We start from the raw sequence: 26,047 nt of genomic DNA, 5'->3' as shown, positions 1-26,047 counted from the left end.
GTCAGCCCGCCAGCAATTCCGCTTTCACGTCATCCAGGAGCTTACGCCCTTCACTGCCTTCGATACGGGCAATGTCGTCCTGGTATTTCAACAGCGTGCCAAGCGTATCGGAAATCGTCTCGGGGTCGAGCGCCACACGATCAAGTTCCGTCAGCGCCGTTGCCCAGTCAATGGTCTCGGCAACACCCGGGCTCTTGAAAAGATCGACCGTGCGAAGCTTTTGCACATAGGCAACGACCTGCTTTGCCAGTTGTGCGTTGCAATGAGGCACCTTGCGGGAAATGATGTCAAGCTCCTGGTGGGCCGCCGGATAGTCAACCCAATGATAAAGACAACGGCGCTTCAGCGCATCATGCACCTCGCGGGTGCGGTTCGTTGTAATGATGACAATCGGCGGCTCCGCAGCCTTGACCGTGCCAAATTCCGGGATCGTGACCTGAAAATCGGAGAGCACTTCGAGCAGAAAAGCCTCAAAAGCTTCATCGGTCCGGTCAAGCTCATCAATCAGGAAAACCGGCGCGCCACCGCTTCCCGGCTCCAGCGCCTGCAGCACAGGGCGACGGATCAGGTATTTGTCAGCGAAGATATCGGATTCAAGCCGGGCGCGATCCTCGACACCTGTCGCTTCGGCCATACGGATTTCCAGCATCTGCGCGGGATAGTTCCACTCATAAACGGCGGACGATACGTCGAGCCCTTCATAACACTGAAGGCGAATGAGATCCCGCCCCAGCGCCTTGGCGAGCACTTTGGCAACCTCGGTCTTGCCAACGCCGGCATCACCTTCCAGGAAAAGCGGCCGCCCCATCTTGAGCGCAAGAAAGATCACCGTCGCCAGCGACCTGCCCGCCAGATAGTCCTGGCTCTCCAGCATTTTGACGGTTTCGTCTATGCTCGTTGGCAGGTCCACTCTGTCGGTCATTGTTCACTCCCTTCGGCCCGCCTTCTCCCGCGAGCATCGCTTTTGAAGAGAGAGTCTATATCGCGTGATAGCCCCGGTCCATATAGACAAGCGATTTTGAGCCATTGCCAAGGCGCAAACCTGCAACTTCGCCGAAGAAAACATTGTGGGTGGAGGCCCGCTTCACATCCACGATACGGCAATCGTAATTCGCAATGGCACCGCGCAGCACAGGTGCGCCGGTGGCCAACACATCCCATTCGGCCTGCTCAAAACGCTCTTCTTCGGTCAGGCCGGAAAACCCCGAGAAATGATTGGCAAGCGTTTGATGCTCCTCACCAAGCGTGTTCAAGGCAAAAATGCCGCTTTGCGAAAAGATGTCGTTGTGCGGGTTGCCATGGTTGAGGCAAACGAGAACCATCGGCGGGCTGTCTGAAACCGAACACGCAGCCGTAATCGTCACACCGCGAAGCGCACCCTCAAAGGCCGTCGTCACGATCTGCACATGGCCGGCATAGCGTGCCATGGCGTTTCGGTACTCTTGCGGGTCAATATGCGGTTTGCTCAACAAGGTTTCTCTCCGGTTTATGCTTGACCTAGCATATGGTGGTTAAGATTATGTGCGCCAAGGCTTAACGCCCGCGCATCGGGCAAAAAGAGACTGCAGACGAGGTTAACCGGACATGTATTTGAGATTTCTGACGTCTGCAGCACTCCTTGCCCTTCCCAAGCTCGCATGTGCGGCAGGTCTGACGATTGCCGTTGTCGCCCCGCAATCAGGCCCCTACGCGCTTCTTGGTCAACAGGTGATAACAGGCGCAAAAAGCCAGATTGAGGCCGCCGGAAATACAATGCTCGCCATCGACGAGACCTGTGAAGACAATGCCGGCGAGGCCATCGCCACAAAGGTGATCGCAGGCGATGCCGCAGCCGCCATCGGATTCTTATGCTCGCAATCGCTTTGGGGTGCATTGCCAGCCCTTGCGCAGACCGACATTCCGGCAATCACGCTCTCGGTGCGCTCGCCGATCCTCTTTGAGGATGCGGCAAAGAAGCAATGGCCGCTCTTTTCGCTCGCTCCGGCACCCGATGCGGAAGAGAAGGCCATTGCCGATATCATTGCCAAACGCTGGGCAAAGGAGCCTTTCGCCATCCTTGATGACGGCACCATCCACGCGCGCGAATTGGCCGAACACGTTCGCCAGAGGCTGGAAGATGTCGGTGTGGTTCCAGTCTTCGCTGACGCTTTTCGCCCCGCATTGGAAAAACAGACACAAGTGGCACGACGTCTTGAAAAGGCAAATGTCAGCCATGTTTTCATCAGCGGCGACCGCAACGATATTGCCATCATTGCCCGCGACGCAAAGGCCGAACAGCCAGACATCACGGTCATGGGCGGAGAAGCGCTGCTGGCTGCCGAAGATAACGTGCCGCTGCCAAGCGGCGTGCTTGCTGTATTCCCCGAGCCCTGGCGCGACCAGCCGCAAGCCTCCGCAGTTCTGGGCGCTCTATCGGAGCAAAATGTGATCGTTGAAGGCTACATTCTGCCAGCTCACGCGGCCGCTTTCATCGCGGCCAAGGCTTCTGAGCAGGCGAAGAAAGAAGGCAAGAAGCCATCCGAAATCTTGCGGACGCAAACCTTCGCGACTGCCATCGGCCCGGTGAAATTCGGGAATGACCAGATCCGCGAAACCAGCCCTTACGCGGTTTTCGAATGGCAAAATGGCGAATTCAAGCCGGCTGAAAGAGGCGAGACACAATAAAAACGGCCGCCACCCCAAAAGGCCCGACCGTCGATAATCCCTTGAATGTAACAGAGTGCTAAAGCATGTCGCGTTTAATCGCCCGCGATTAAGCGACAACGTACATGCGGCAAAACAAGGACAAAGCAGGATCGCATTTGAATCAGATAAAATGCGATCCGCTTTAACGCCTGTTATCCGGCGATTGCGGCCCCGACCGCGTCCAGCGCTGCATCTGCCTTCGCACCATCCGGGCCGCCGGCCTGCGCCATGTCTGGGCGACCGCCGCCGCCTTTGCCGCCCAGTGCTTCGGACGCCGCGCGAACAAGGTCAACAGCGCTCACCTTGCCCGTCAGATCGTCGGTGACGCCAACAACCACGCTGGCCTTGCCATCATCAGCAACGGCAATGAAGGTCACCACGCCGGAACCGATGCTCTTCTTGCCTTCATCAACAAGCCCCTTGAGGTCGCGGGGTTCAACGCCAGTCAGCGTGCGCGCCAGATATTTCACGCCCCCAGCATCGCGGATGTCTGAAGCAGCATTGCCACCAGCCCCGCCGCCAAGCGCCAGCTGTTTGCGCGCCTCGTTCAACTCACGCTCCAGCTTGCGGCGCTCATCAAGTAGCGTCTCGATACGACCGAGCACATCCGCCGGCTGAACCTTCAACAGACCCGCAATGGACTTCACACGCTCATCCTGCTGATCGAGATATTCGCGCGCAGCATTGCCCGTCAGCGCCTCGATACGGCGAACGCCGGCCCCCACAGCGCTGTCGGACAGAATATGCACCAGGCCGATATCACCGGTCGAGCGCACATGCGTGCCGCCGCACAGTTCGACGGAGTAAGACTTGCCCGCCTTCGAGCCACGAACACCGTTGCCCATGGAAACGACGCGCACCTCGTCACCATATTTCTCGCCAAATAGGGCCATCGCCCCTTCGGCAATTGCATCGTCCACGGTCATCAAACGGGTCGTTACCGGTGCATTCTGCAACACGATTTCGTTTGCCATATCCTCGACAACGGCAAGCTCTTCCGCGCTGATGGGTTTTGGATGGGAAATGTCGAAACGCAGCCGCTCGGGCGCCACCAGCGACCCCTTTTGCGCAACATGCGTCCCAAGGGTTTCACGCAAGGCCTCATGGATGAGGTGCGTTGCCGAGTGATTGGCACGCAATTGACCGCGGCGGGCATGATCAACCTCGAGCTGAACAGCATCACCAACCTTCAGCGTCCCGCTAGCGACTTTGGCGACATGGACAAACACGCCCTCGCCCTTCTTCTGAACATCGCGGACGGAAACCTTGACACCATCATGGCTGATTATACCGGCGTCGCCCATCTGGCCGCCCGACTCACCGTAAAACGGCGTCTGGTTGACCACGATCTGAACCTCGTCGCCGGCCTTGACGCTATCGACCGCAGCACCATCCTTGACGATCGCCTGCACTACGCCTTCCGCAGTTTCAGTATCGTAACCGAGAAATTCGGTCGCACCGTGCTTGTCCTTGATCTCGAACCAGATCGTTTCAGTCGCAGCCTCGCCGGAACCCGCCCAATTGGCCCGGGCTTCCGCCTTCTGCCGCTCCATGGCAGCCGAAAAACCGTCCGTATCGACGGAGATGCCGCGCGCGCGCAGCGCATCCTGCGTCAAATCGAGCGGGAAGCCGTAGGTATCATAGAGCTTGAAGGCCGTCTCACCGTCGAGTTCACCGCCCTCGACCATATCCGCCGTGGCATCGGAAAGCAGCCCAAGCCCACGCTCCAGCGTCTTGCGGAAACGGGTTTCCTCAAGCTTCAGGGTTTCGGAAATCAGCGCTTCAGCCCGCACCAGCTCCGGATAGGCCTGACCCATTTCACGCACCAGCGATGGCAGCAGCTTGTACATCAGCGGGTCCTGCGCGCCGAGAAGCTGCGCGTGGCGCATGGCGCGGCGCATGATCCGACGAAGCACATAACCGCGGCCCTCATTGGACGGCAGAACACCGTCTGCAATCAGGAAAGCGGACGAACGAAGGTGATCGGCGATCACACGGTGGCTCGCACGGTTTTTACCCTCGGCCTCGACACCGGTCGCGGCGACCGAAGCCGCAATCAGGGCGCTGAACAGGTCGATATCGTAATTGTCATGCTTGCCCTGCAAAAGAGCTGCAATGCGCTCCAGACCCATGCCGGTATCGATCGAAGGACGCGGCAAATCCAGACGCTGTTCCTTCGTCACCTGCTCGTACTGCATGAAGACGAGGTTCCAGATTTCGATAAAACGGTCCCCATCTTCATCCGGCGAGCCGGGAGGTCCACCCCAGATATGGTCGCCGTGATCATAGAAAATCTCCGAGCACGGCCCGCACGGGCCAGTATCGCCCATCGCCCAGAAATTGTCGCTGGTCGGGATGCGAACGATCTTCTCATCCGGCAGGCCGGCAATCTTCTTCCAAAGGTCGAAGGCCTCGTCGTCAGTATGATAAACCGTCACCATCAGGCGGTTGCGGTCGATGCCGAATTCCTTGGTGATCAGGTTCCAGGCAAGCTCGATGGCATTTTCCTTGAAATAATCGCCGAAGGAAAAATTGCCGAGCATCTCGAAGAACGTATGGTGGCGCGCCGTATAACCGACATTGTCGAGGTCGTTGTGCTTGCCGCCGGCGCGCACGCATTTCTGCGCCGTCGCCGCCCGCGAATAGGGGCGTTGCTCAAGACCGGTAAACACGTTCTTGAACTGCACCATGCCCGCATTGGTGAACATCAGCGTCGGATCATTGCGCGGCACTAGGGGGCTGGAGGAAACAACCTCATGCCCATTTTTCTTGAAGTAGTCGAGAAATGCCGACCGGATTTCGTTGACGCCACTCATGGATTACCCTTTGCCACCTGAACTGTGCTGATTTCACAAGAAAACCACGCGCTTTTATAACCCGCTCCGCCATGTGTCCAGACTGACGGCATCCGAGCAACAAAAGAAAAGCCGGTCCGGATCGACATCGACCGGACCGGCTTGAACATTCGTACGACCAAACGCCTCAATCAGCCATCCGCAGCGCTGTCATCCACGCTGTCGTCGCCGGAACCGTTCTCAAGGAACTTCTCGGCAATCAGACCGGCATTCTGGCGCAATGCCAACTCGATCTCATTGGCGGTTTCGGGGTTGTCGCGCAGGAACTGCTTGGCATTTTCACGCCCCTGCCCCAGACGCTGGCTATCATACGAGAACCATGCCCCCGACTTCTCGACAATACCGGCCTTCACGCCAAGATCGATCAGCTCACCTGTCTTGGAAACGCCTTCGCCATACATGATGTCGAATTCAACCTGCTTGAAGGGCGGCGCCATCTTGTTCTTGACGACCTTGACGCGGGTCTGGTTGCCGACAACCTCATCACGATCCTTCACCGCACCAATACGGCGGATATCGAGGCGAACGGATGCATAAAACTTCAGCGCGTTACCACCTGTCGTCGTCTCCGGCGAACCGAACATGACACCGATCTTCATGCGGATCTGGTTGATGAAGATCACCATGCAGTTCGAACGCGAGATGGAAGCGGTCAGTTTTCGAAGCGCCTGACTCATCAGGCGGGCCTGCATGCCTGGAAGGCTGTCGCCCATTTCACCTTCGATTTCAGCGCGCGGCGTCAAGGCGGCAACGGAATCGACGACGAGAACATCGATAGCTCCGGAGCGAACCAGCGTGTCGGTGATTTCCAGCGCCTGCTCACCCGTGTCGGGCTGCGAAATGAGAAGATTTTCCAGGTCAACACCCAGCTTGCGGGCATAAACCGGATCCAGCGCATGTTCGGCGTCGACAAAGGCGCAAATGCCGCCGCGCTTCTGCGATTCTGCAATGGTCTGCAGCGCAAGCGTGGTCTTACCGGAGCTTTCCGGCCCATAGATTTCAACGATACGCCCCTTGGGCAATCCGCCAACACCGAGTGCGATATCAAGCCCGAGCGAGCCTGTGGGAACAGTTTCAATCTCGACCACATTCTCGTTCGAGCCGAGTTTCATGATCGAGCCCTTACCAAAGGACCGTTCGATCTGTGAAAGAGCTGCTTCGAGGGCCTTGCTTTTGTCCACGGATTTTTCCTCTACAAGCCGTAAAGAGTTTTGTGCCATTGGTATCCACCTTTAGGTTATTGATGTTGGAGAGGCAACAAGGCCGCCGCTGGTAATTTTGTACCGCATTTGTTCTCTTTTTGCAAGTGCAGTATAATGCATTGAAAAATTGCGTTTATTTGCGATTTGTTCTTTTTATGTTTTCGCCCTGAATGACGCCAAGCCGCGTCTCGTTCGCCCAGCCGTAAAAGCGAATCGCCACGTCAATCTGTGCTCCGTTGTCTCAGTGATTCCCGCTCTCCTTGCACCTGGAAATTGGTCTTCGAAGGAAAGCGCCGGATTGGGTCGGCACGGACATGGCAAAACGCGCAAGGCGGGAAGTGGAGAATTCATGATTGGCCCGCTTTGGTCCTTGCGGAAATGCGGCCGCAGCCGCTAAGACCAGCATATGCAGCGCGCCGCAGATTGCGCGGAACCGGAGAAGAAACCGATGACCAATGCCGCCTCCCCGCTTCTCGATATGTCCTACAGCGACGAAGTTGCCGCCGCCAAGCGCGACGGCGTGCCGATTGTCGCGCTTGAGTCGACAATCATCACCCATGGCATGCCCTATCCAGGCAATCTGGAAATGGCGCGCAGCGTGGAGGCCATCATCCGCGAGGCCGGTGCCGTTCCCGCGACAATTGCCGTCGTCGACGGGGTATTGAACATCGGCCTGGAAGCCGAGCAGCTGGAGGCTCTGGCGCTGACCACACATGCGATGAAGCTGTCGCGGGCCGACATTGCCTTCGCAATTGCCGAGCGTCGCACGGGCGCAACCACCGTTGCCGCGACGATGATTGCAGCCGCACGCGCCGGCATCAAGGTCTTCGCCACGGGCGGTATCGGCGGCGTCCACCGCGGCGCAGAAGAAAGCTTTGACATTTCCGCCGACCTCGAAGAGCTGGCACGCACCGGCGTCATTGTCGTCTGCGCTGGCGCCAAGGCCATTCTGGATGTACCCAAAACACTGGAAGTGCTGGAAACCCGCGGCGTTCCCGTGGTCACCTATGACGCAGTGGAGTTCCCCGCCTTCTGGTCGCGCTCTTCCGGCCTGCCAAGCCCGCTTTCGCTCAATAGCCCGGCAGCCATTGCAAACTTCCAGACGACTCGCGAGCTTCTGGGCCTCAATGGCGGCATGCTGGTGGCCAATCCAGTGCCGGAAGATGCCGAAATTCCGCGGCAGGAAATGGAAATCTATATCCGCCGCGCGCTCGACAACGCCGAGGCGGAAGAGATCACCGGCAAGGCGGTTACCCCCTACCTGCTGGATACCCTTTTCCGTCTCACCGATGGCCGCAGCCTGCAGACGAATATCGCGCTGGTGGAAAACAACGCGCGTCTGGCGGCTGCCATCGCCGTCGCGTTGGGCGATTGAGCCTCATCCAAGCCGCTTTTTTTCCGTTGAAAAACAAGAGAATCGGTGACAATCTCGCTGCATAGACAATAACTCGACTGGGGAGTCGCACCATTTCTCGTGGAGGGCGTTAACGTTCGGTTAACCGCCTTCTGGCGTCATGATCGGACATACATTTCTTGTGAACGACATGACGAGGTCAACATGAACGAAGAAATGGCATTGCAGTTAAAGGGCTACGGTCTCACCACAGCAGAGATACTCTACCGCCTGCCCGATCACCCCTCGTTTCTCCAGACATATCTGTGGCAACACTACGATCTGGCACCGCATTTCCCCGAAATGAAAAGCTTCCTGAAGTTCTGGCAGGAAAAGCTGGATGGCCCGCTTCACTCGGTGCGCTATGTCCACCGCAAGCTGATTTCGGCTTCGGAATGGCGGTCACTGAGCGGTGAGTTCGTGATAAACTAGCCACGTCATCGCAAGATCGTGGATTTCAGGAGCCGGGCCTCAAATTGCCTCGACTAGCCGCTGCGCAGCCGCCCGCAAAACCTGCGGTTCAAATCCTGAAAAGCCGATCACCAGACCGTGCTCCATGCGATTGCCACGATACATGGTGGAAAGCGCCTGCACGCCAAGCCCCGCCTCTGCCGCCGCGTTGAGCATTCGGCCCTCCTCTTCCGCATCCTTCAAACCGGCGATCAGATGCAAACCCTGATCGGGTGATCTGATATCAAAGGGGCCGCGTGAAAGCCCTTCCACCAAGGCATCACGCGCATTCGACGCGCGTTTGCGCGCACGGCGAATATGGGAGGAAAAATGGCCCTCACGCATGAAGCCCGCCATCACGGCCTCGGTAAGCGCATTGGGCGAGCGGTCCACCCGCTTGCGCAGATCCAGAACTTTGTCGAACAGGGCCTCCGGCACCACGGCATAGCCTAGCCGCAACCCCGGCAGGACGACCTTGGAAAACGTGCCGAGATAGATCACGCGGCCCTCGCCATCCATCCCCTGGAGAGCCGCCAGCGGTGCGCCGGTGTAACGGAACTCACTATCGTAATCGTCTTCGATGATCCATGCGCCGACCCGGCTCGCCCATTCGATCAAGGCCTTGCGGCGCGGCATTGTCAAAGTGACACCCAGAGGAAACTGGTGCGACGGGGTCAGATAGACGGCCCGAGCATTGTCTGCAAGCACCCGCCCCTTCTCCGGGTCGAGGCCTTCGCGGTCAACCGGCACGGGAACCACCCGCATGCCCGCCTCGTCCAAGGCGCGGCGAGCATTCTTGTAGCCGGGATCTTCCATCCACACTTCATCGCCGCGCTTCAGAACCGCATTGGCGATCAGATAAAGGGAGGCCTGGGTACCGGAGGTGATCATCACCTGATCCGGGTCAACCCGCATGCCGCGCGCCGACCGCAAGTATGACGCGACTTCCTGTCGGAGGCCGATATCACCTTGCGGTGACGCGTAGGTGAAGAGCGTTTCAGGCGGCCGCTCCAAAACCTTGCGGAAAAGCTGCCGGAAGGCTCTCAGCGTCGTCTCGTCAGCGGTGCCACAGCCAAGCGTACCCGGCAGCACCTCCTTCACAACCGTACGCCTTCTGGCGACCGCAGGCGCATGGCTCGCCTGAGGAACATCTCGCGCGACAAACGTTCCCGAGCCCTGCAGGGTTTCAGCGTAACCTTCTGCGATCAGCTGATCATAGGCACCGACAACGAGCCCCCGCGACACACCAAGCTCTTGAGACAGCATGCGGCTGGGCGGCAATTTTTCGCCCGGCATCAGCCGGCGCGTTTCGATCAGGCGTCGCAACTCGCCATAAAGCGCCCGCTGGCGCGGCCCACCATCGGGCAGAATGGGGATCAAGCCGGACCAATCCGGAAAATTGGACTTATTTTTTTGCATAATATTGGACCTTCTTTAGTCCAATAATACACGCATATTTGCCTCCATCAACGACCATTCAACAAGGACCGCGGCAATGAGCAAAGTGAGGGTGCGGGTCTGCGAAATCTATGCAGCACCACAAGAGGTCGGCAACGCCACCGTCTTCCGGCGGGCACCGTTTATAAGCCCGCTTATACTGGCGACCTTGTCGATGGCATTTCCACTTTCCAACAGGAGTAGAAAATGACTGAATCGCATGAGGCGAAAGACACGGCTTACGAAATCAACCAGCGTAATCGGGTAAAGCGCGAGCACCACCGCGCCCATTACGATTATGAAACCGTCCATGCCATTTTGGATGCAACGCCTTTCAGCCATGTCGCCTACATGATTGACGGTCAGCCCTACTGCACGCCGAAGGTCCATTGGCGCGATGGCACAACACTTTTCTGGCACGGTTCGTCGGTCAACAGGCTCCTGAAAGCCAATGGCGGCAGTGCACCTGTCTGCCTGACCGTTTCGCTGCTGGATGGACTGGTGGTCACCCGTTCTGCCTATCACCACACGGCAAATTACCGGTGTGCAATGTGTTTCGGAACCGCGCGTCTGATTGAAGATGACGATGAGAAGGCCGCAGCACTCGACGCCATGGTCGAGCGTCTTTACCCTGGTCGTCTGGCCGGATTGCGCCCGAACACAGCCCAGGAAATGAAGGCGACCAGCGTGGTGCGAATGGAGATCGAAGATGCATCCGCAAAGGTGCGAACCGGCGGCGGGAGCAACGCGCCCGATGAACTGGACTATCCGGCATGGTCCGGCATCATCCCGGTGAAAACCGTGATCGGCCATGCCGTGCCGGATGAAAGCAATATAGCCGAACCGGCAATGCAAGGCATTGACCAGTTCACCGTCGGAAGATCGCTGGACGATGTTCTGGCAGGAAACGCTGGATAGCCCGCTTCACTCCGTGCGCTATATCCATCCATCCTAAGCTGATTTACGCTTCCGAGTGCTGCTCGCTGTGTGGTGAATTCGTTAACTGTGTTAACGGAAGGCGCGCAGGTAATGGTTTTCAAATGCGCGCTTCATCCAGTGAAACAGCCGGGAACCGGGCAGCATGATGTTCCGCTTTGCGCTTCGGTAGATAAGAATCCCCTTATCAAGCGTGTCGACGATACATATCAGTTCCGGCTTGAAATTATGGTCCGGCGTCTTCCCCCGCAGCACTGCAGCAATGTTTCTGGCTGTTGCCAGGGCTTGCAAGTCCGCCTGGTGTGCCTGCTTCGGCAGCCAGTCAGGCCCTGGATAAGAGCCGGCATCACCGACCACCCAAACACCGTCTCGACCGGGAACCCGGCATTTCTCATCCGCTTGGATCATGCCGCCGGGTGAGAGGGGCAAATCGGCAGCTGCAAGCCAGGCGGGTCCTGTCAGCCCCGGCATAAAGAGAATGAGATCAGCAGCAAACTCACCACCTTCTGTAACGACCTTGTCGCTCTCGAAACGAACCATCTTGTGACCCAGATGCGTTTCGATGCTGCGCTTCTTCATCTCTTCCAGCAATTTTTCAACCGCCTTGTCACCCAGACGTTGGCCCGGTTTCTGGGACGGATTGAAAAAGACCAGCTTGAATTTGTCACGTCTGCCCTGCTTGCGCAAAAGTGTGTCGGTAATGAAGAGAAACTCGAACATCGGGCCGCCGCGAACAGCACTTTGCTCATTCGGATTGGAGCCAAAACCAAACGCAATCGTACCGCCATCCATGGACTCCAGTCGCCTGGCATAGTCTTCGCCCACGGCAATGCCGTCACACGGTATCAGGGCGTTCTCAATGCCGGGAAGCTTTTTGATAAAGCGCCCGCCCGCCGCGATGACAAGGTGATCGTTCCTGTAGTGTCCCTGATCGGTGACCACTGTTCGACCGCCATCTTCAAGCCCAACAACTGATGCCTTGATAAAATGGACCCTGTGACTGTCGAAAAAATCGGCGAGCGGAATTTTCAGCTTATCACCGCGCCGCAACCCGGCAGGAAGCCATATTGTACTTGGCAGGTAATGCAGATGGTCGCGTGGCGAAATTACGGTAATGTCCGCCTCCACATTCTGACGGCGCAGTTCGCGTACCGTTGTGAGTGCACCGAAACCCGATCCAAGTACAATGATATTTGCCACACCAGCGCTCCATACATATAATTATTTATATGTATATAGCAGCCCGCCTCATTGAATCAAGGTGTAAAGCGGGTAATTCGCAGCCGTCCCAGTGCAGCGCGCGAAGTGCAGCGCAAGATTTGAGTTGCGCGCGATCATACCCGGTAATAGAAGCCGGGCATGACCGAGACTAACAACGAATTCGATGAAGACGCCCTTGCGGAAGCCTATAACAGGGCTCTCGCGCTGGAAAAGTCCGGGGACTTCGATGCGGCAGCGCTCGCCTATGCCCAGGTTCTGGCGCTTGACCCCGCCGACCATGGCGGTGCCGCCGTGCGCCTTGCCGCGATCGGCAAAGGCGAGACACCGGAAAAGGCCCCGGAGGCTTATGTCGAAACACTTTTCGACCAGCATGCCGGTGCCTTTGAGGACATCCTCGTCGATGCGCTGGGTTACTGCGTTCCCCTGCTGATCCGCCAACAGCTTCAGATGCTGGAACTTGGCCCTTTTGAAAACATGCTTGATCTCGGCTGCGGAACCGGCCTCACAGGCGGAGCACTGCGCGACCTTGTCGCGGGTGAGATCACCGGCCTCGACCTATCTGAAAACATGGTCGAGATTGCCTATGAAAAAGAGCTTTACGAAAACCTCTATGTCGCCGAATGCGTCGATTATCTGCATGAAAATGAGGAAGGCCCCTTCGACATCATCACGGCAGCCGACGTGCTGCCCTATATCGGTGCACTTGAGCCACTTTTCGCTGGTGTTGCCGGCAATATCAAAGACGGCGGCCTTTTTGCGTTTTCATCAGAGACCCGCGACGATGCCTTTACGGGAGCCAAAGGCTACAAAGTCGGCCCCAGCCAGCGCTTTGTGCATTCGGAAACCTATGTCCGAAGATCTCTCGCGGAAGCCGGCTTTGATGTGCTTTCCATAACCGACATCAATGTTCGTATGGAAAACGGCAATCCCTCGCCCGGCCATCTCGTGATCGCGCGCCGGATGTGATCGACCACTGAAAGCTGATCAGGGCGACCGTATCGAGCAGCAATTGAATGATTTTTGCCATATCGGCCTCCTTTCGAAAGCCATATGCCTGCAGTTGCGCATTCGCTTCAAACGAGTTTATTCTCGCTTCAGATGACTTCAGGTTAAGCGAAGATGAGACGAGGACGATTGCCGCTGACGGCACTGAGAAGTTTTGAGGCAGCAGGGCGACGCTTGAGTTTCAAGGCCGCAGCCGATGAGCTGCTTGTGTCCCAATCCGCCATCAGCCGCCAAGTCCGTGAACTCGAAGAGCGCACTGGAAAGCCTTTATTCGAAAGGCATCACCGTTCGGTGACCTTGACTGCGGAAGGCCAGCGGCTGCTGGATACGGTGACGGCAGCCTTCGACGCCATCACCCAGACATTCGTTGAAATCTCAGAGCCGCAGCAGAGCAGAAACGTCTTTGTAAGCGCAGAAGCCGCATTCAGCGCAAACTGGCTGGGACCGCGCCTGCCGGAGTTCAATCGCCTGCACCCGGATATCGATATTTTCCTGGACTCCGACAATCAGCTTGTCGACATGCGCAGCCACCCCGCCGATCTGGCGATCCGCTATGGCCGCAATGAAGACACCTGGAGCGACGGGCACAAACGGCACCTGGCCAATGTCATTATGATACCAGTCATCTCGCCTGCCTTGCTGAAAAAAGTCTCTCCGCTTTCCGCGCCGGCAGACCTGCTGCAATTTCCCTTGATCCATGAAGACAGCCGCGACACCTGGATGGCTTGGTTCCAGGCTGCAGGTGTCGCGGTCACGCCACCTTTGAAGGGCCACCTCTTCAGCGACCACACATTGGTGCTGCAAAATGCGGTACGCGGCAGCGGTGTGGCGCTCGCCGACATCATTCTGGCCCGCGATGATATTGAATCGGGCCGCCTAACCTGCCCGTTTGATTTGACGCTGCCATTCGGCAATTATTGGCTGGTCGCGCGAAATTTCGAGAAACTGTCCCCCTCCGCACGCAAATTCGCCGCTTGGCTAGAAACAACGCTGCCCGATTTCAACACGCCGACACCCGCCTCTTGATCGACATCAAGGAAGCCATCTCGCACTTGCGAAATAAAAGGCTGCGCCGGTCGCTCGTTGAACCGATCCTCCCACTCTCTTCCGCGGCGGCCACGATCTTTTGACCAATAGAATTGAATTGGAAACCCAACCATGGGCGTTCAAGGTTTGTCGCACAACAGTGCAATCGTCGACTTTCAAAGAAAACGCGGTTTTGAATCAACCCGTTACGTTCTACCATTCCTGAATGAAACAATGGATCTCCTGGATATCGGATGCGGTCCGGGCTCCATCACCAATGTGCTGGCCCAGCATGTCAAAACAGCCATCGGCATCGATATTGACGGTGAAACCATCCGCTCCGCGCAGGAGATTGCTGCGCGGCAGAATATCGACAATCTGCGCTTCATTCATGGTTCCATGCTGGCCCTGCCGTTTGAAGACAATCGCTTTGACGCGGTAACCTTTCATGCCGTCCTTTATCATCTCGATGAAGCAACGCTGAACAAGGCGCTGTCGGAAGCCTACCGCGTGCTCAAGCCCGGCGGCCTCATCGCCATCCGAGACAGCGATGTTGGCGGCGATGTGATTTATCCGGAAAACCCGGATATCGAACTGTCGCTCAACCTGTGGCAGCGCTGGTACGGTCATTCCGCCACCGACCGGCCGAAATTCGGTCGCCGTCAAGGCCATGTTCTGCGCACCCACGGTTTCGAGCCTGTCTGGAGCGGTGCAAGCTTCCACAATCACTCAAGTGATCCGGAAACCCGCCGTCAGTCCGTCATAGACGCCAAAGCCAATATGATCGGCCTGTCCGACGACCTGATCGCCAAGGGATTGGCAACGAAAGAAGAAATCGACCGCGCCATCAAGGCCTGGGACGATTGGGGCAACGAACCCGATTGCGTTTATCTGCGCTGCCGCTGCGAATGCATTGCCCGCAAACCCGGTCCCTCGGAACCAGTCTAACGCCTCCTCCTGGAGCCGCCCCGCTGTTGGAATGCGAGTTGATTTGCTTCCTCGCTCTGATGCTCTAAATTGCCGCCAAACGCAGGAATCAGGGAGAGAACAAGCATGGCAAATGTCGCATTCATCGGTCTTGGCGTCATGGGATATCCCATGGCCGGTCACTTGAAGGAAAAGGGCGGACATCAGGTTACCGTCTACAACCGTACCGCCGAGAAGGCTGAAAAATGGGTGGCGCAATATGGCGGCAGCATGCGCCGCACACCGGCCGAGGCCGCCGATGGCGCAGATTTCGTGTTCTGCTGCGTCGGCAATGACGATGATCTACGCGCCGTGACGACAGGTGAAAACGGCGTGCTCTCCGGCATGAAGAAAGGCGCAATCCTCATCGACAACACAACGGCCTCGGCAGAAGTCGCCCGCGAGCTGGCTGAAGCCTGCGCCGCCAAAGGCTGCGGTTTCATCGATGCCCCCGTATCAGGCGGTCAGGCCGGCGCGGAAAATGGCGTCCTAACCGTCATGTGCGGAGGCGAGGAAGAAACCTTTGCCAAGGCAAAACCGGTCATCGACGCCTATGCCCGCATGGTGGGCCTCATGGGCCCCGCCGGCTCCGGACAGCTCACCAAAATGGTCAACCAGATCTGCATCGCCGGCCTCGTCCAGGGGCTTTCCGAGGGCATCCATTTCGGCAAGAAGGCTGGCCTTGATATCGAAAAGGTTATCGACGTCATTTCCAAGGGCGCGGCCGGCTCCTGGCAAATGGAAAGTCGCTACAAGACCATGAACAAGGGCGAGTATGATTTCGGCTTTGCAGTGGACTGGATGCGCAAGGACCTTTCAATCGTCCTCTCCGAAGCCCGCCGCAACGGCGCAAACCTGCCCGTAACAGCCGTCGTCGATCAGTTCTATTCCGAAGTCCAGGCCATGGGCGGCAAGCGCTGGGATACGTCTTCGCTGCTGGCAAGGCTGGAGAAGTAGCAGCGACTTGAGGCGGTGATCTTGCGATGGAAGAGCTAACACGACGTTCAACAGCCGCAGAGATCATTGCCCATTTGAAAACGCTGAGCGATGCCGACAATATTGCCGGCATGACACGCTACGGCATCGTCACGGACACCGCGCTTGGCATTTCAAACACGGAGCTTCGAAAGATTGCGCGTAAGGTTGGCAAGGATCATGCCCGCGCGCACGAGCTATGGGACAGCAACATTCGCGAAGCCCGTCTTCTGGCAGCCTTCACAGCAGAGCCGAAAACTCTGACAGCCGACGACGCAATGCAGTGGGCACAATCGTTCAATTCCTGGGAAATCGTCGATGGCTTTGCTGACCTGTTCATGGAGGCCCGTCTGGAAGCAACAATTCCACAATTTGCCGCCGACGAGCGCGAATTCGTCCGCCGCACGGCCTTCGCGATGATGGCGTGGGGAGCGGTGCATTTCAAGAAGGAGCCGGACGAACGCATTCTGAGCTGGCTGCCGATCATCGAAACCTATGCCAGCGATTCCCGCAACTTCGTGAAAAAGGCCGTCAACTGGGCTTTGCGCAATATCGGCAAACGATCCCGCGCCTGCCATGCGGAAGCTTTGAAATGCGCCGAAAAACTGGCAGCCAGCACGGACAAAACGGAACGCTGGATCGGCCGCGACGCAGTGAGGGAACTGACAAGCGAAAAGACAATCGCGCGCATCAAAAACTGACACACGCGCTATCTCAAACTGCCTAAATCTCTTCTATGAGAAGAATTTGGTGGGTGATCACGGGCTCGAACCGTGGACCCGCTGATTAAGAGTCAGCTGCTCTACCAACTGAGCTAATCACCCGGAAAGAAGCGCTTCAGAAGCGTTCTGCGGGGCGTATAAACGGGAACGCCCCCCTTGTCCAGCGCCGAATTCAAAAAAAAGAGGGTTGAACGCGAAATGGTTGATTTTATTAGAGCTCTAATGTGCCTGAGGCGATGCGAACGGCCTCGCCACCGATGCGCGCGCCGCTGATTTCGCCGCCTGTCACATCCACATGCAGATGGATGGCAGACGGACGTCCCATTTCGATGCCTTGGGCGATGGCGAATGCGTGATGGCCGTCAACCAGCCCATCGAACTGATGGATCATACCGGAAAAGGCGGCGGCCGCAGAGCCGGTTGCCGGGTCCTCCACGATGCCCATATCATTGGCGAACATGCGTGCCTGAAAGCTGATGCCATTCTGGCCGCGGCAAACGGCATAGGCCGAGGCCAGGCTGCCATCGGCCATCGGCGCGATACGCTCCCAGACCGCAGGGTCGAAATCGATTTCGCCAAGCACGCCCAGATCCTTGATCGGCACGATGAGAAACGGCACGCCCGCGCTCCAGAGCTGCGGAACGTAATTCTCGAAACCAATATCCTTGATGTTGATGGACAGAGCATCGGCCAAGCCTTGCTTGTCGAGTTGCGCTTTCAGCGGGTGCTGCTCGGCCTTTTTCGGCAGATCTAACTCGGCAAATGAGGTTTCGCCCTCTCTCAGCTTGATGGCGCAACGCACAGGTCCGGCTTTTTCCTCAAGGACGGACACCATATCCATGGTTGTGCCCTCACCGTTCCTTTCGGCCAGCGCAATGGCAGTCCCCACAGTCGGGTGCCCTGCGAAAGGCAATTCCTTGCCCGGTGTAAATATTCTCAGACTGGCCGTATGCGCCGGCTTTTGCGCCGGCAGGACGAAAACGGTTTCGGATAAATTGAATTCGATCGCGATCTTCTGCATCTGGTCGTCATTGAGACCCTCACCGTCGAACACGACCGCCAGAGGATTGCCAGCAAGCTTCGACCCGGTAAAAACGTCATATATGGCGTAAGATCGTGCCATTCACTCTTTCCTCTGTCTTGAATTGTTCGTTCAATACCCAATTGATAATGGGTCCCATGAAAGATGCAAAGTTTTCCGGCAGGCTTTTTCCGTTTTCTACAAAAACCGGCCCTTCGATCTCCTTTTCATGATCGACGGCCATATGCATTCTTATTCGCGCTTCTGCCTCCGTGACGGTAAGTCCGAGTTCAACGGCTCTGAAAATCACCAGCCGCCCGTTTTCATGAAGCGCCTGGAGGCCATGCACGCCAGCAATTTCCAGACCGGTTTCTTCTTTCAGTTCACGCCGCATGTTGGCGTCATAATCCACAGTCCGCCCGTCGAGATCGCCCTCATCCAATGTACCAGCCGCGCAATAGATACGGCCTGGATTAGCGGTATGGGCAGCCATTTTGATGGCAACCAGCTTGCCTTCAACCGTCATGGGAACGGCCATGCAGAACATGTGGACATAAGGCGTTCTGTAGAAATTGCGCCGCCACCACAAAAGCGTGGCAAAGCGGGTGCGATGAACATCGATGTTCAGCCTGCCATGTGAATATATGACATTACCGGCGAGCAGAACGATACCGTCGTAAAGGGCCGGGTTGGCCTTGCTTTCGCCTTTCCAGCACGCTTCGATTTCGTCTGGAAAGTGCTGCGCAACCGGATGCGGGGCATCCGACAGATTGATTTGAAGTTCGCTGATGGAAACCACAACGCCTTGCGGCGGCAATTGGACAGTCGCATCCGCAAAGCCGCTCATGTCAGCGCCAACTCCACCACTACAGGGCAGTGATCGGATGCCTTCGGCCTATCCCAACCAACGCGCGGATAGCGCTCCACCTCCTGGCCCGGCGGAAAGATCGTCCGATAGGCCTGCCCCGCACGAATGATCTCCGGTATCGCCTGCCGGTTGGTGCGCGCAAGGTGTGGTGAAAGCCAGATATAATCAAGCTGGCAAAGATGACGCTCTTCTGGCCCGCGCGCATGATAATGCGTCCACCGATCGTCTCGTGGCCGGCGCTGAACGATGTTCTCGGCAAACCCGCCGCTGGAAAAGGCGGCAAACGGCTTTGTCTCCTCTTCTACATAGGCAAAGGAATAGCCGTTGCGCTTGTCGCCGGAAATCATCAGCTTTTCCTCGTAATCATTCATATCGCCGCAAATCGCAAAATTGATGTTCGAGGAAACGTTTGAACCGAAACGTTTGGAGATAATATGACGCACAGCCTGCGCCTCGGCCTGCCGGATTGCCATCGTGGCCAAACGCGGATCGCCGCCGCCGCGCGCACCGCCAATGGATTTGAAATGGACAATATAAAGCGTAAGACGCTGGCGACCAACGCGGATATCCGCCTCCAGGCAGTCGCGCTTGAAAACCTGATCTGTAGGCTTCTCGCCGGCCACGGCAACATCCCGGTTGAAAAGGCCAAGCTCATCATAGGTCACACGTGCATGGCTGCGAATATCAATGAGCTCAATCTTTTCGCCCGTGCGTGTTTCGTCGCGCATCATCAGCGCAACATCGATCCCGCGTGAATCGTTGCCTTCGATCAGGTATTTCTGTCGGTATCCCGCGCCCATCATCCGAAAGAGATAGCCATATTCGAACGCCTTGAGCGCTTCGATATTGTCCACCTCCTGCAGGCAGAGTATATCCGCATCCGCATCAAAGATTGCCTGCGCCGTCATCTGCCGCGTGTCGTCGGTCGATGAGATGAAACGCGCCTCCTCGAGCCGCTCGAATTCCTGCTTGCTTTGAATATCAAAGAGCTGCAAGACCCGGTCGCGACGCAGGTCATTCCGGTGACCGGAAAAGTCGAAACGGTTCATCAGATTTTCGACGTTGAAGGTGGCGAGCCTGAGAGTCATTTCTTCCCTTTCGATCAAGGGGAAGATGTCTGCATGGGCCTACTTTGTCAAACCGCCAACGGGCTGAACCTGAGACTCGTCCACCACTTGCTGCGCTGGAAATCGGTTGGCCAGGCTTCTGAACCAGCGCCCGCCGGGTATTTCAATGAACTGACGCGTGAAGTGACTGAAAACAATGATAAACGCAACGAAAGCAACCGCCAGCGGATAAAGCACAAGCGGATGCAGCGACAGGAATTTTGCAGATCCCCCATCAAAATGGATAATTTCGATAAAGGTCATTCCGGTCCACTTCTGGAGCACTTCGAAAACATTGACGAGGCGAAACATGAAGAAGATGTGGCAGACGTAGATGGAGAGCGAGATTGTTCCGAGATAGACCATGAAGCGCGTGCTCAAAAGCGAAGACACGACGCCACCCTGGAACGCAAAAAGCAATATGGCGCACATGTAAAACGGAGGAATGAACAATTGCCAGCGTGTCGGCCCGGTGATTGCCGGCAAGGCGAATGTGAGAAAGACCGTCACGATCTCAAGCGCCGTAAACGTTGAACGACCCACTTTTGTCTGCAGGTTGCGATTCTCAATGCAGCGGAAAATATAGTAGCCAATGACCCCCAGCGCGAAGCCGTAGATCGAGCGAAACACACCAAAGTCATATGTCGCCTGCATTGGGCGCGGCGTGGCAACGTAGAGCACACCGGCGGCGAAGACTGCACCGAAAACCGCAAATGGCAATGTTTTGCCGGGCCGCACAAGCATGGCCAGGGCAAAGAGAAGATAAGCGGCCCATTCTGTTGAAAGGCTCCAGGCCGGAAAATTCCAGGTGAGCGTATCGTGAATATTGAAGCTCTGTATCAGCGCAAGATTGGTAAAGATGGCCCAGATGGATCTGTCACCGGTAAACGGAACCCTCTGATTGATACTCATATGTTCAGTAACGAATGCCAACACGACTTCGGTGAGGACAAAGGCCAGCAGCAATGCGAGGTGGATCGGGTAAATGCGTCCCAGCCGACCCAGAAGGAAACGACGAACATCATACCCCTGAGCAAAGCGTTCCTCATAGCCGACCATGATCACAAAGCCGCTCAGAATGAAGAACATGTCCACCATTACCGAACCGGCAACCACTGTCGGGCCATTTTCCAGTACAAGAAAAGCCGGGAAATGGCCGAGCACGACAAAAATCGCGAAGAGACCGCGCCAGCCGTCAAGGGCGGAAAATCTCATGGTCTATTCTGCCTCCAAACATCTCCCTGACGCGAGGGTGCCTTCACAAAAACCGGACCTTGTAAACCCGTGAGGCGATAAACAGTATCGCCGTTCGAAGTTTCAGAATCATGAAGACGGGGCGCTTTGGGCCTCCCTTGCTCCACAGCGCACCAATGGATATTTTTACGGTTCACGCCGCGACCGTCTCTTTTTCGCGTTGACCCGTTTCAAGCTGCGGGGCGGCCTTTTTGGCACGGACACCATTGAAGAGCAGCGCAGTGATCCGGTTTGCAGCCACAGCCTTGTGCAGCAGATAAGACAGGACGGCCGTAACCGGCGTGATGATTACAAACTCCAGCACCGGAGGCAGATCAACCTTTGCGAAAAGTCCGACGAGCACATAGATGATCGGATGATGGAAGAGATAAATCGAAAAGGACGCATCCGCGATGTTGCGTATGGTCCGGTTTGCACGGTTGAAATGGCGTTGCGCCATATTCGCCACAAATCCCGTAACCAGCAGCGCGGCAAAAAAGCCTGACACCAGAAAGACTGTGCGGCTCCAGACCGTTTGCCCCTCCCATGTCGCGACATAGGCCAGCACAAGCCCGGAAATGCCCGCCAGCACACCAACCCCGAGATATCGGCCCTTGGCGACGGGACTGAGATAAATGGCCCCACCGATCAGGAAATAAGGGGTGTATTGGAGATAGCTCAGAAGCGCCATCAGCTTGGAACCGCCAAGCGCCTCCAACCGCGGCAATGCCACGGCAAGCTGCGTGCAAACAAAGGCAACGACCAGGATGCTCATCGCACCGTTGCGCAGCGCGAATTCAGCAATATTGCGATAGATCGTTTCAAACCGCCCGGTCTGCAGGATACGCGCAAGAATGGAAATACCGACCGTCAAGCCAATGAGGATATAGAGAAACCAGAGGTGCGAAATCCACGGTTCATCAAAATGCGTGAGGCGGGCGATGAGTGTTGAACCGAAAGCATCGGCATCCAGTGTCCCGTTGGAAACCTCGAAATATGTCTGGATGACCATCTGCAGCGGCAGGATTGTCAGTGTGGCGGTGATAAGCGGCACGCCCAGACGGACCATGCGCTCCTGGAAGAACACCCCCACACCTTTGCGGCTGAGGATCATGAAGGAGAAATAGCCGGCAATGACAAAAAAGCCGGGCATGCGCGCGGTGTGCAGCATATCGGCAATAAATGTCAGAACAGGGCTTCGCTCTGGTGACGGCACCGACCAGTCAAAATGGGTGGAATAGGCAACAGCGACATGAAATGGCACGCCCAGGAGCAAGTAGACTGCCCGCACAAAATCCCAGTAAAATTCGCGTTGCTGTGTCTGCATCATCATCAACCTTGGTCCTTGCCCAGCGTCTTAGCACCGCGAGGTTGATGAAAAGAAAAGCCTACAACTTTGACCGCAAAAGCTTGGAAACAGGATTAAGAAAGTATGACCACAACAATAACGCTTCGCGCCCGCCCGGAACAGTTTGGATGCCACCACGTTGTTGAAACAAAAGGAGGCATTTCATGTCAGATCATATTACCACCATTAATCCTGCGACCGGTAAAGAACTCAAGACCTACGAGCGCATGAGCCGCTCTGAGGTCGAGGACATCATCAAGAAGTGCCACGAGGCTCATCTCGACTGGCGCCTCATACCTGCTGAAAAGCGGGCTCAGGTTGTTGCCAATATCGGTAGGTCCCTTCAGGCCAACAAGGAAAAACTCGCAAAGATCATGTGCGAGGAAATGGGCAAGCCGATTTCCACCGGTTATTCCGAAGTCGATGTCTGCACCGGCATTTGTGATTACACGGCTGAAACCGGACCGGAGTTCCTCAAGGAGGAGGCGCGCGATCTTCAGCTCGGCAGAACCGGTTACATCCATTACAGTCCCATCGGCATCGTTTATGGCATTCAGCCCTGGAATTTCCCGGCCTATCAGGTGATCCGTTATGCCATCGCCAGCATTATGACCGGCAACGGCGTTCTTCTTAAACATGCCTCCAATGTCACCGGATCGGGTCTGCTGCTGGAGGAAATCTTCCGCGAAGGCGGCCTTCCCGAACACCTCTTCCGCGTGTTGGTGATCGACCACGACCAGTCAAACGACGTCATTGCCCACGAACTCGTTCGTGGCGTGACCTTCACTGGCAGCACAGAAGGTGGCGCCAAGGTTGCCGTTGAAGCGGCCAAACACGTCAAGAAGTCGGTTCTCGAACTTGGCTCAAACGATGCCTTCATCGTCATGAGCGATGCCGATCTGGACCTTGCTGTCGAAGGTTGCGTGGCAGGCCGCATGGCCAACAATGCCGAAACCTGCATTGCCGCCAAGCGCTTCATCGTGGTCGATTCCGTTTACGAAGAGTTTCAGGCCCGTTTCGTGGAGCGCATGAAGGCGGTCAAATCCGGTGACCCGATGAAGGAAGACACCCGTCTGGGACCGATGGCGCGCAAGGACCTGCGCGAAAAGCTTCATGAGCAGGTGCAGGAAAGCGTGAAGAATGGCGCGCAGATCCTGATCGGCGGCGAAGTTCCCGACGGCGATGGTTATTACTATCCTGCAACTGTCCTGAACAATGTTCAGCCGGGGCAGCCGGCCTATGACGACGAACTGTTCGGTCCGGTCGCCTCGCTCATTCGCGCGAAAGATGATGAAGATGCCTTCCGGCTTGCCAATGACAGCAAGTTCGGCCTTGGCGGTGGCATCTTTTCCAAGAATGTCGACCACGCCCGCAAATTGGCCGCAGATTGCTTCGACACGGGTATGGTGTTCATCAATGGCTACAGTCTGGCCCAGCCCAACATGCCCTTCGGCGGTGTGAAAAACTCAGGCTACGGTCGCGAACACGGTGGTCTCGGCGTGCGCGAATTTGCCAACGCAAAGTCAATCTTCGATATGGGCGGCACCATCGCCGCGTGACGAATGACGACAGACTGAAACAAAATAGAAGCCGGGGAAGTCACCCTCCCCGGCCTGGTTTTCTTGAAGATTGAGGCGCTTAGTTGCGCTCTTTGTCGACGAGTGCGCCCTTCTTGATCCAGGGCATCATGCCGCGCAGCTTTTCGCCAACTTCTTCGATCTGGTGCTTGTCGTTCATGCGACGGATACCCTTGAAGCGAGCAGCACCCGAATGCCATTCCTGCATCCACTCGGAGGTGAACTTGCCGGTCTGGATGTCCTTGAGGACGCGCTTCATTTCAGCCTTCGTTTCAGCCGTGATGATGCGCGGGCCGGTTACGTACTCACCCCATTCAGCCGTGTTGGAGATGGAGTAGTTCATGTTGGCGATACCACCTTCGTAGATCAGATCCACGATCAGCTTCACTTCGTGCAGGCACTCGAAATAGGCCATTTCCGGAGCGTAACCGCCTTCGACCAGCGTTTCAAAGCCGGCGCGGATCAGTTCAACGAGGCCGCCGCAGAGAACAGCCTGCTCGCCGAACAGATCGGTTTCGCACTCTTCCTGGAAGGTGGTTTCGATGATGCCCGAACGCCCGCCGCCAACGCCGCAGGCATAGGAAAGTGCAACTTCAAGCGCATTGCCAGACGCATTCTGGTGAACGGCAACCAGGCACGGCACGCCGCCGCCCTTCTGATATTCACCACGAACCGTGTGGCCCGGGCCCTTCGGTGCGATCATGACAACGTCAAGCGAGGCCTTCGGCTCGATCAGGCCGAAATGAACGTTGAGACCGTGTGCGAAAGCAATTGCAGCGCCATCACGGATGTTGGCAGCAATTTCGTTCTTCCAGATACCGGCCTGCAATTCGTCAGGTGCGGCCATCATGATCAGGTCTGCCCAGGCCGCTGCTTCAGCCACCGTCATCACCTTGAAGCCGTCGGCTTCAGCCTTCTTGGCCGTCGCAGAACCGGCGCGAAGCGCAATCGCCACGTTTTCGGCGCCCGAATCCTTCAGGTTCAGCGCATGCGCGCGGCCCTGCGAACCGTAGCCGACAATGGCAACTTTCTTTGACTTGATCAGGTTGAGATCGGCATCACGATCGTAGTAAACGCGCATTTTGGTTCCTTCCCTTTAAATGTGCTTGTCTGAATTGTCCCTGAAAAGAAGAGCTAGACGCTTCTGATGCGCGGCTCTTCCCATTTCCGATCGGTGCCGTAAAGCGTCAAAAAAGCATCAACTGCTTTTTCCGCCCGCACACCGAATTCCTTGCGTGCATCCTCTGCCCGCAACCCCAAAAGCATGCGAACATGCAAATCCCCGACAGCCAGGCCATACAAGCTTAAATAAGCTTCATTGCCGTCGCTGAAATCGAGAAGTCCCGAACGGCGTCCTGCTTCCAAAAGTGCAATGGTACGCTTGCCAACGGGTCCGCGCCCGCGCTCCAGCATCATCTGGCCCAACTTGCCCCCTTCCCGGCTTGCCTGGCCGATAGCCAGCCGGTTCAGCGCCAGCGAAACCTCGCCGGAGAGAACCTCCAGAAGATCGCGCACGAAAGAGGTCAAATGCGCACGCAGGTCTTCTTCGGTCAGTTTTTCACCAGCGGGTTCATAGGCCCGCACCTTGGACGCCTGATAGGAAATCATTGCGGCGAGCAACCCGTCGCGATCGCCAAACCACTTATAAAGGCTTTCCTTCGAGCAGTTGGCAGCGCGGGCAACACCAGCGGTCGTCAGAGCCTTCTCTCCGCCCTTGATCAGCAGACGCAACGCCTCCTCCAGAACAGCGTTCTGGCGCGGCGTAAATTCATCTGTCTGCGATACCAATGACACGGTGCCTCCAACTCTTATAGTACCGTACGGTACGGTTCTTTTAGAGTTTGGCCGCGGCGCTGTCAATCTGCAAGCCAGAGAAATTCCCATTCTCTCTGGCTTTCCAGCGCCCGTCGTCACATCCTGTGTTTTGGAGCGCCGTTGGCACCTCCGGCTTACGTTTTTTTAACCACATATCATCTAGTGCGGCGCGTGTTTTCACAATCAATGATAGTGAAAACATTCGT

The 26,047-nt window shown here is 56.6% G+C and carries 23 protein-coding genes, 1 tRNA gene and 1 pseudogene; 11 read left to right on the top strand and 14 right to left on the bottom strand.

Annotated elements, in window-relative coordinates; all coding sequences use genetic code 11:
* Window position 1: 1 nt before the first annotated feature.
* The gene (locus tag NHF56_RS05890; protein ID WP_252802446.1) at window positions 2–922 is read right to left on the bottom strand and encodes a MoxR family ATPase; all 921 of its coding nucleotides are present in this window, start codon (window positions 920–922) and stop codon (window positions 2–4) included.
* 55 nt (window positions 923–977) lie between these two features.
* Complete coding sequence (locus NHF56_RS05885) at window positions 978–1,472, bottom strand: flavin reductase family protein (RefSeq protein WP_252802443.1); 495 nt, start codon at window positions 1,470–1,472, stop codon at window positions 978–980.
* Window positions 1,473–1,584: 112 nt separating this feature from the next.
* Here NHF56_RS05885 and NHF56_RS05880 point away from each other — a divergent pair, with 112 nt between their 5' ends.
* A complete protein-coding gene (locus NHF56_RS05880) occupies window positions 1,585–2,664 on the top strand; it encodes an ABC transporter substrate-binding protein (RefSeq protein WP_252802442.1) in 1,080 nt (359 codons plus the stop codon).
* Between the two features lie 173 nt (window positions 2,665–2,837).
* Here NHF56_RS05880 and alaS read toward each other — a convergent pair whose 3' ends face one another.
* Window positions 2,838–5,501: an alanine--tRNA ligase gene (gene alaS / locus NHF56_RS05875; protein ID WP_252802441.1), complete on the bottom strand. Its 2,664-nt coding sequence runs from the start codon at window positions 5,499–5,501 to the stop codon at window positions 2,838–2,840.
* 170 nt (window positions 5,502–5,671) lie between these two features.
* The gene (recA, locus tag NHF56_RS05870; RefSeq protein WP_252802440.1) at window positions 5,672–6,760 is read right to left on the bottom strand and encodes a recombinase RecA; all 1,089 of its coding nucleotides are present in this window, start codon (window positions 6,758–6,760) and stop codon (window positions 5,672–5,674) included.
* 430 nt (window positions 6,761–7,190) lie between these two features.
* On the opposite strand from recA, the gene NHF56_RS05865 reads away from it, so the two are divergent.
* Together NHF56_RS05865 and NHF56_RS05860 are read left to right on the top strand one after the other, a co-directional pair.
* A complete protein-coding gene (locus NHF56_RS05865) occupies window positions 7,191–8,117 on the top strand; it encodes a pseudouridine-5'-phosphate glycosidase (protein ID WP_252802439.1) in 927 nt (308 codons plus the stop codon).
* Between the two features lie 183 nt (window positions 8,118–8,300).
* Window positions 8,301–8,567 (top strand): usg protein, encoded by a 267-nt coding sequence (locus tag NHF56_RS05860; RefSeq protein WP_252802437.1) that lies wholly within the window; start codon window positions 8,301–8,303, stop codon window positions 8,565–8,567.
* Window positions 8,568–8,606: 39 nt separating this feature from the next.
* Here the strand turns inward: NHF56_RS05860 and NHF56_RS05855 are convergent, their stop codons facing one another.
* Complete coding sequence (locus NHF56_RS05855) at window positions 8,607–10,004, bottom strand: PLP-dependent aminotransferase family protein (RefSeq protein WP_252802435.1); 1,398 nt, start codon at window positions 10,002–10,004, stop codon at window positions 8,607–8,609.
* 225 nt (window positions 10,005–10,229) lie between these two features.
* Here NHF56_RS05855 and NHF56_RS05850 point away from each other — a divergent pair, with 225 nt between their 5' ends.
* Window positions 10,230–10,940 (top strand): pyridoxamine 5'-phosphate oxidase family protein, encoded by a 711-nt coding sequence (locus NHF56_RS05850; protein WP_256995380.1) that lies wholly within the window; start codon window positions 10,230–10,232, stop codon window positions 10,938–10,940.
* Window positions 10,915–11,023 (top strand): annotated as a pseudogene (locus tag NHF56_RS05845) (aspartate-semialdehyde dehydrogenase); the annotation flags it as partial. The gene NHF56_RS05850 and the pseudogene NHF56_RS05845, both read left to right, overlap by 26 nt.
* A gap of 7 nt (window positions 11,024–11,030) precedes the next feature.
* Here the strand turns inward: NHF56_RS05845 and NHF56_RS21020 are convergent.
* A complete protein-coding gene (locus NHF56_RS21020) occupies window positions 11,031–12,158 on the bottom strand; it encodes an FAD-dependent oxidoreductase (RefSeq protein WP_252802433.1) in 1,128 nt (375 codons plus the stop codon).
* A gap of 159 nt (window positions 12,159–12,317) precedes the next feature.
* On the opposite strand from NHF56_RS21020, the gene NHF56_RS05835 reads away from it, so the two are divergent.
* From NHF56_RS05835 to NHF56_RS05815, 5 genes are all read left to right on the top strand, one after another.
* A complete protein-coding gene (locus NHF56_RS05835) occupies window positions 12,318–13,145 on the top strand; it encodes a methyltransferase (RefSeq protein ID WP_252802430.1) in 828 nt (275 codons plus the stop codon).
* 153 nt (window positions 13,146–13,298) lie between these two features.
* Window positions 13,299–14,210: a LysR substrate-binding domain-containing protein gene (locus tag NHF56_RS05830; protein WP_373456253.1), complete on the top strand. Its 912-nt coding sequence runs from the start codon at window positions 13,299–13,301 to the stop codon at window positions 14,208–14,210.
* A 132-nt stretch (window positions 14,211–14,342) separates the two neighbouring features.
* On the top strand, window positions 14,343–15,158 hold the full coding sequence (locus NHF56_RS05825) for a class I SAM-dependent methyltransferase (RefSeq protein WP_256995379.1): 816 nt from the start codon (window positions 14,343–14,345) through the stop codon (window positions 15,156–15,158).
* Between the two features lie 105 nt (window positions 15,159–15,263).
* Window positions 15,264–16,133: an NAD(P)-dependent oxidoreductase gene (locus NHF56_RS05820; protein ID WP_252802425.1), complete on the top strand. Its 870-nt coding sequence runs from the start codon at window positions 15,264–15,266 to the stop codon at window positions 16,131–16,133.
* A 26-nt stretch (window positions 16,134–16,159) separates the two neighbouring features.
* The gene (locus NHF56_RS05815) at window positions 16,160–16,852 is read left to right on the top strand and encodes a DNA alkylation repair protein (protein ID WP_252802423.1); all 693 of its coding nucleotides are present in this window, start codon (window positions 16,160–16,162) and stop codon (window positions 16,850–16,852) included.
* 47 nt (window positions 16,853–16,899) lie between these two features.
* Here the strand turns inward: NHF56_RS05815 and NHF56_RS05810 are convergent.
* From NHF56_RS05810 to NHF56_RS05785, 6 genes are all read right to left on the bottom strand, one after another.
* Window positions 16,900–16,975: transfer RNA gene (locus NHF56_RS05810), tRNA-Lys, on the bottom strand.
* 109 nt (window positions 16,976–17,084) lie between these two features.
* Entirely contained in the window at window positions 17,085–17,996 is a 912-nt protein-coding gene (locus NHF56_RS05805; RefSeq protein ID WP_252802421.1) for a PhzF family phenazine biosynthesis protein, read from the bottom strand.
* Complete coding sequence (locus tag NHF56_RS05800) at window positions 17,971–18,741, bottom strand: NUDIX hydrolase (protein WP_252802418.1); 771 nt, start codon at window positions 18,739–18,741, stop codon at window positions 17,971–17,973. The genes NHF56_RS05805 and NHF56_RS05800 overlap by 26 nt, the downstream gene beginning before the upstream one ends.
* Window positions 18,738–19,850, bottom strand: a complete 1,113-nt coding sequence (locus NHF56_RS05795) for an endonuclease/exonuclease/phosphatase family protein (RefSeq protein ID WP_252802416.1) — start codon at window positions 19,848–19,850, stop codon at window positions 18,738–18,740. Before NHF56_RS05795 ends, NHF56_RS05800 begins: the two co-directional genes overlap by 4 nt.
* A 39-nt stretch (window positions 19,851–19,889) precedes the next feature.
* Window positions 19,890–21,083: an acyltransferase gene (locus NHF56_RS05790; protein WP_252802413.1), complete on the bottom strand. Its 1,194-nt coding sequence runs from the start codon at window positions 21,081–21,083 to the stop codon at window positions 19,890–19,892.
* 172 nt (window positions 21,084–21,255) lie between these two features.
* Window positions 21,256–22,434 (bottom strand): acyltransferase family protein, encoded by a 1,179-nt coding sequence (locus NHF56_RS05785; protein ID WP_252802412.1) that lies wholly within the window; start codon window positions 22,432–22,434, stop codon window positions 21,256–21,258.
* A gap of 179 nt (window positions 22,435–22,613) precedes the next feature.
* Between NHF56_RS05785 and NHF56_RS05780 the strand changes: the two genes are divergently transcribed.
* Entirely contained in the window at window positions 22,614–24,008 is a 1,395-nt protein-coding gene (locus tag NHF56_RS05780) for an NAD-dependent succinate-semialdehyde dehydrogenase (protein WP_252802411.1), read from the top strand.
* A gap of 79 nt (window positions 24,009–24,087) precedes the next feature.
* Here the strand turns inward: NHF56_RS05780 and ilvC are convergent, their stop codons facing one another.
* A complete protein-coding gene (gene ilvC, locus NHF56_RS05775) occupies window positions 24,088–25,107 on the bottom strand; it encodes a ketol-acid reductoisomerase (RefSeq protein ID WP_252802410.1) in 1,020 nt (339 codons plus the stop codon).
* A gap of 53 nt (window positions 25,108–25,160) precedes the next feature.
* On the bottom strand, window positions 25,161–25,820 hold the full coding sequence (locus tag NHF56_RS05770; RefSeq protein WP_252802409.1) for a TetR/AcrR family transcriptional regulator C-terminal domain-containing protein: 660 nt from the start codon (window positions 25,818–25,820) through the stop codon (window positions 25,161–25,163).
* Window positions 25,821–26,047 lie beyond the last annotated feature (227 nt).

Origin of the sequence: Rhizobium sp. L1K21 (assembly GCF_024055895.1) — a bacterium.
In the GTDB taxonomy this organism is placed as follows: domain Bacteria; phylum Pseudomonadota; class Alphaproteobacteria; order Rhizobiales; family Rhizobiaceae; genus Ensifer_A.
The sequence above is the reverse complement of the archived record's forward strand: the minus strand, read 5'-3'. Positions and strand labels throughout refer to the sequence as shown.

Coding starts and splice junctions, on each gene's coding strand:
- ilvC (WP_252802410.1), bottom strand. CDS start 25,107: ATGCGCGTTTACTACGATCGTGATGCCGATCTCAACCTGATCAAGTCA.
- NHF56_RS05865 (WP_252802439.1), top strand. CDS start 7,191: ATGACCAATGCCGCCTCCCCGCTTCTCGATATGTCCTACAGCGACGAA.
- NHF56_RS05785 (WP_252802412.1), bottom strand. CDS start 22,434: ATGATGATGCAGACACAGCAACGCGAATTTTACTGGGATTTTGTGCGG.
- NHF56_RS05790 (WP_252802413.1), bottom strand. CDS start 21,083: ATGAGATTTTCCGCCCTTGACGGCTGGCGCGGTCTCTTCGCGATTTTT.
- NHF56_RS05825 (WP_256995379.1), top strand. CDS start 14,343: ATGGGCGTTCAAGGTTTGTCGCACAACAGTGCAATCGTCGACTTTCAA.
- NHF56_RS05780 (WP_252802411.1), top strand. CDS start 22,614: ATGTCAGATCATATTACCACCATTAATCCTGCGACCGGTAAAGAACTC.
- NHF56_RS05830 (WP_373456253.1), top strand. CDS start 13,299: ATGAGACGAGGACGATTGCCGCTGACGGCACTGAGAAGTTTTGAGGCA.
- NHF56_RS05850 (WP_256995380.1), top strand. CDS start 10,230: ATGACTGAATCGCATGAGGCGAAAGACACGGCTTACGAAATCAACCAG.
- recA (WP_252802440.1), bottom strand. CDS start 6,760: ATGGCACAAAACTCTTTACGGCTTGTAGAGGAAAAATCCGTGGACAAA.
- NHF56_RS05860 (WP_252802437.1), top strand. CDS start 8,301: ATGAACGAAGAAATGGCATTGCAGTTAAAGGGCTACGGTCTCACCACA.
- NHF56_RS05880 (WP_252802442.1), top strand. CDS start 1,585: ATGTATTTGAGATTTCTGACGTCTGCAGCACTCCTTGCCCTTCCCAAG.
- NHF56_RS05835 (WP_252802430.1), top strand. CDS start 12,318: ATGACCGAGACTAACAACGAATTCGATGAAGACGCCCTTGCGGAAGCC.
- NHF56_RS05805 (WP_252802421.1), bottom strand. CDS start 17,996: ATGGCACGATCTTACGCCATATATGACGTTTTTACCGGGTCGAAGCTT.
- NHF56_RS05890 (WP_252802446.1), bottom strand. CDS start 922: ATGACCGACAGAGTGGACCTGCCAACGAGCATAGACGAAACCGTCAAA.
- alaS (WP_252802441.1), bottom strand. CDS start 5,501: ATGAGTGGCGTCAACGAAATCCGGTCGGCATTTCTCGACTACTTCAAG.
- NHF56_RS05855 (WP_252802435.1), bottom strand. CDS start 10,004: ATGCAAAAAAATAAGTCCAATTTTCCGGATTGGTCCGGCTTGATCCCC.
- NHF56_RS05795 (WP_252802416.1), bottom strand. CDS start 19,850: ATGACTCTCAGGCTCGCCACCTTCAACGTCGAAAATCTGATGAACCGT.
- NHF56_RS05800 (WP_252802418.1), bottom strand. CDS start 18,741: ATGAGCGGCTTTGCGGATGCGACTGTCCAATTGCCGCCGCAAGGCGTT.
- NHF56_RS05820 (WP_252802425.1), top strand. CDS start 15,264: ATGGCAAATGTCGCATTCATCGGTCTTGGCGTCATGGGATATCCCATG.
- NHF56_RS05815 (WP_252802423.1), top strand. CDS start 16,160: ATGGAAGAGCTAACACGACGTTCAACAGCCGCAGAGATCATTGCCCAT.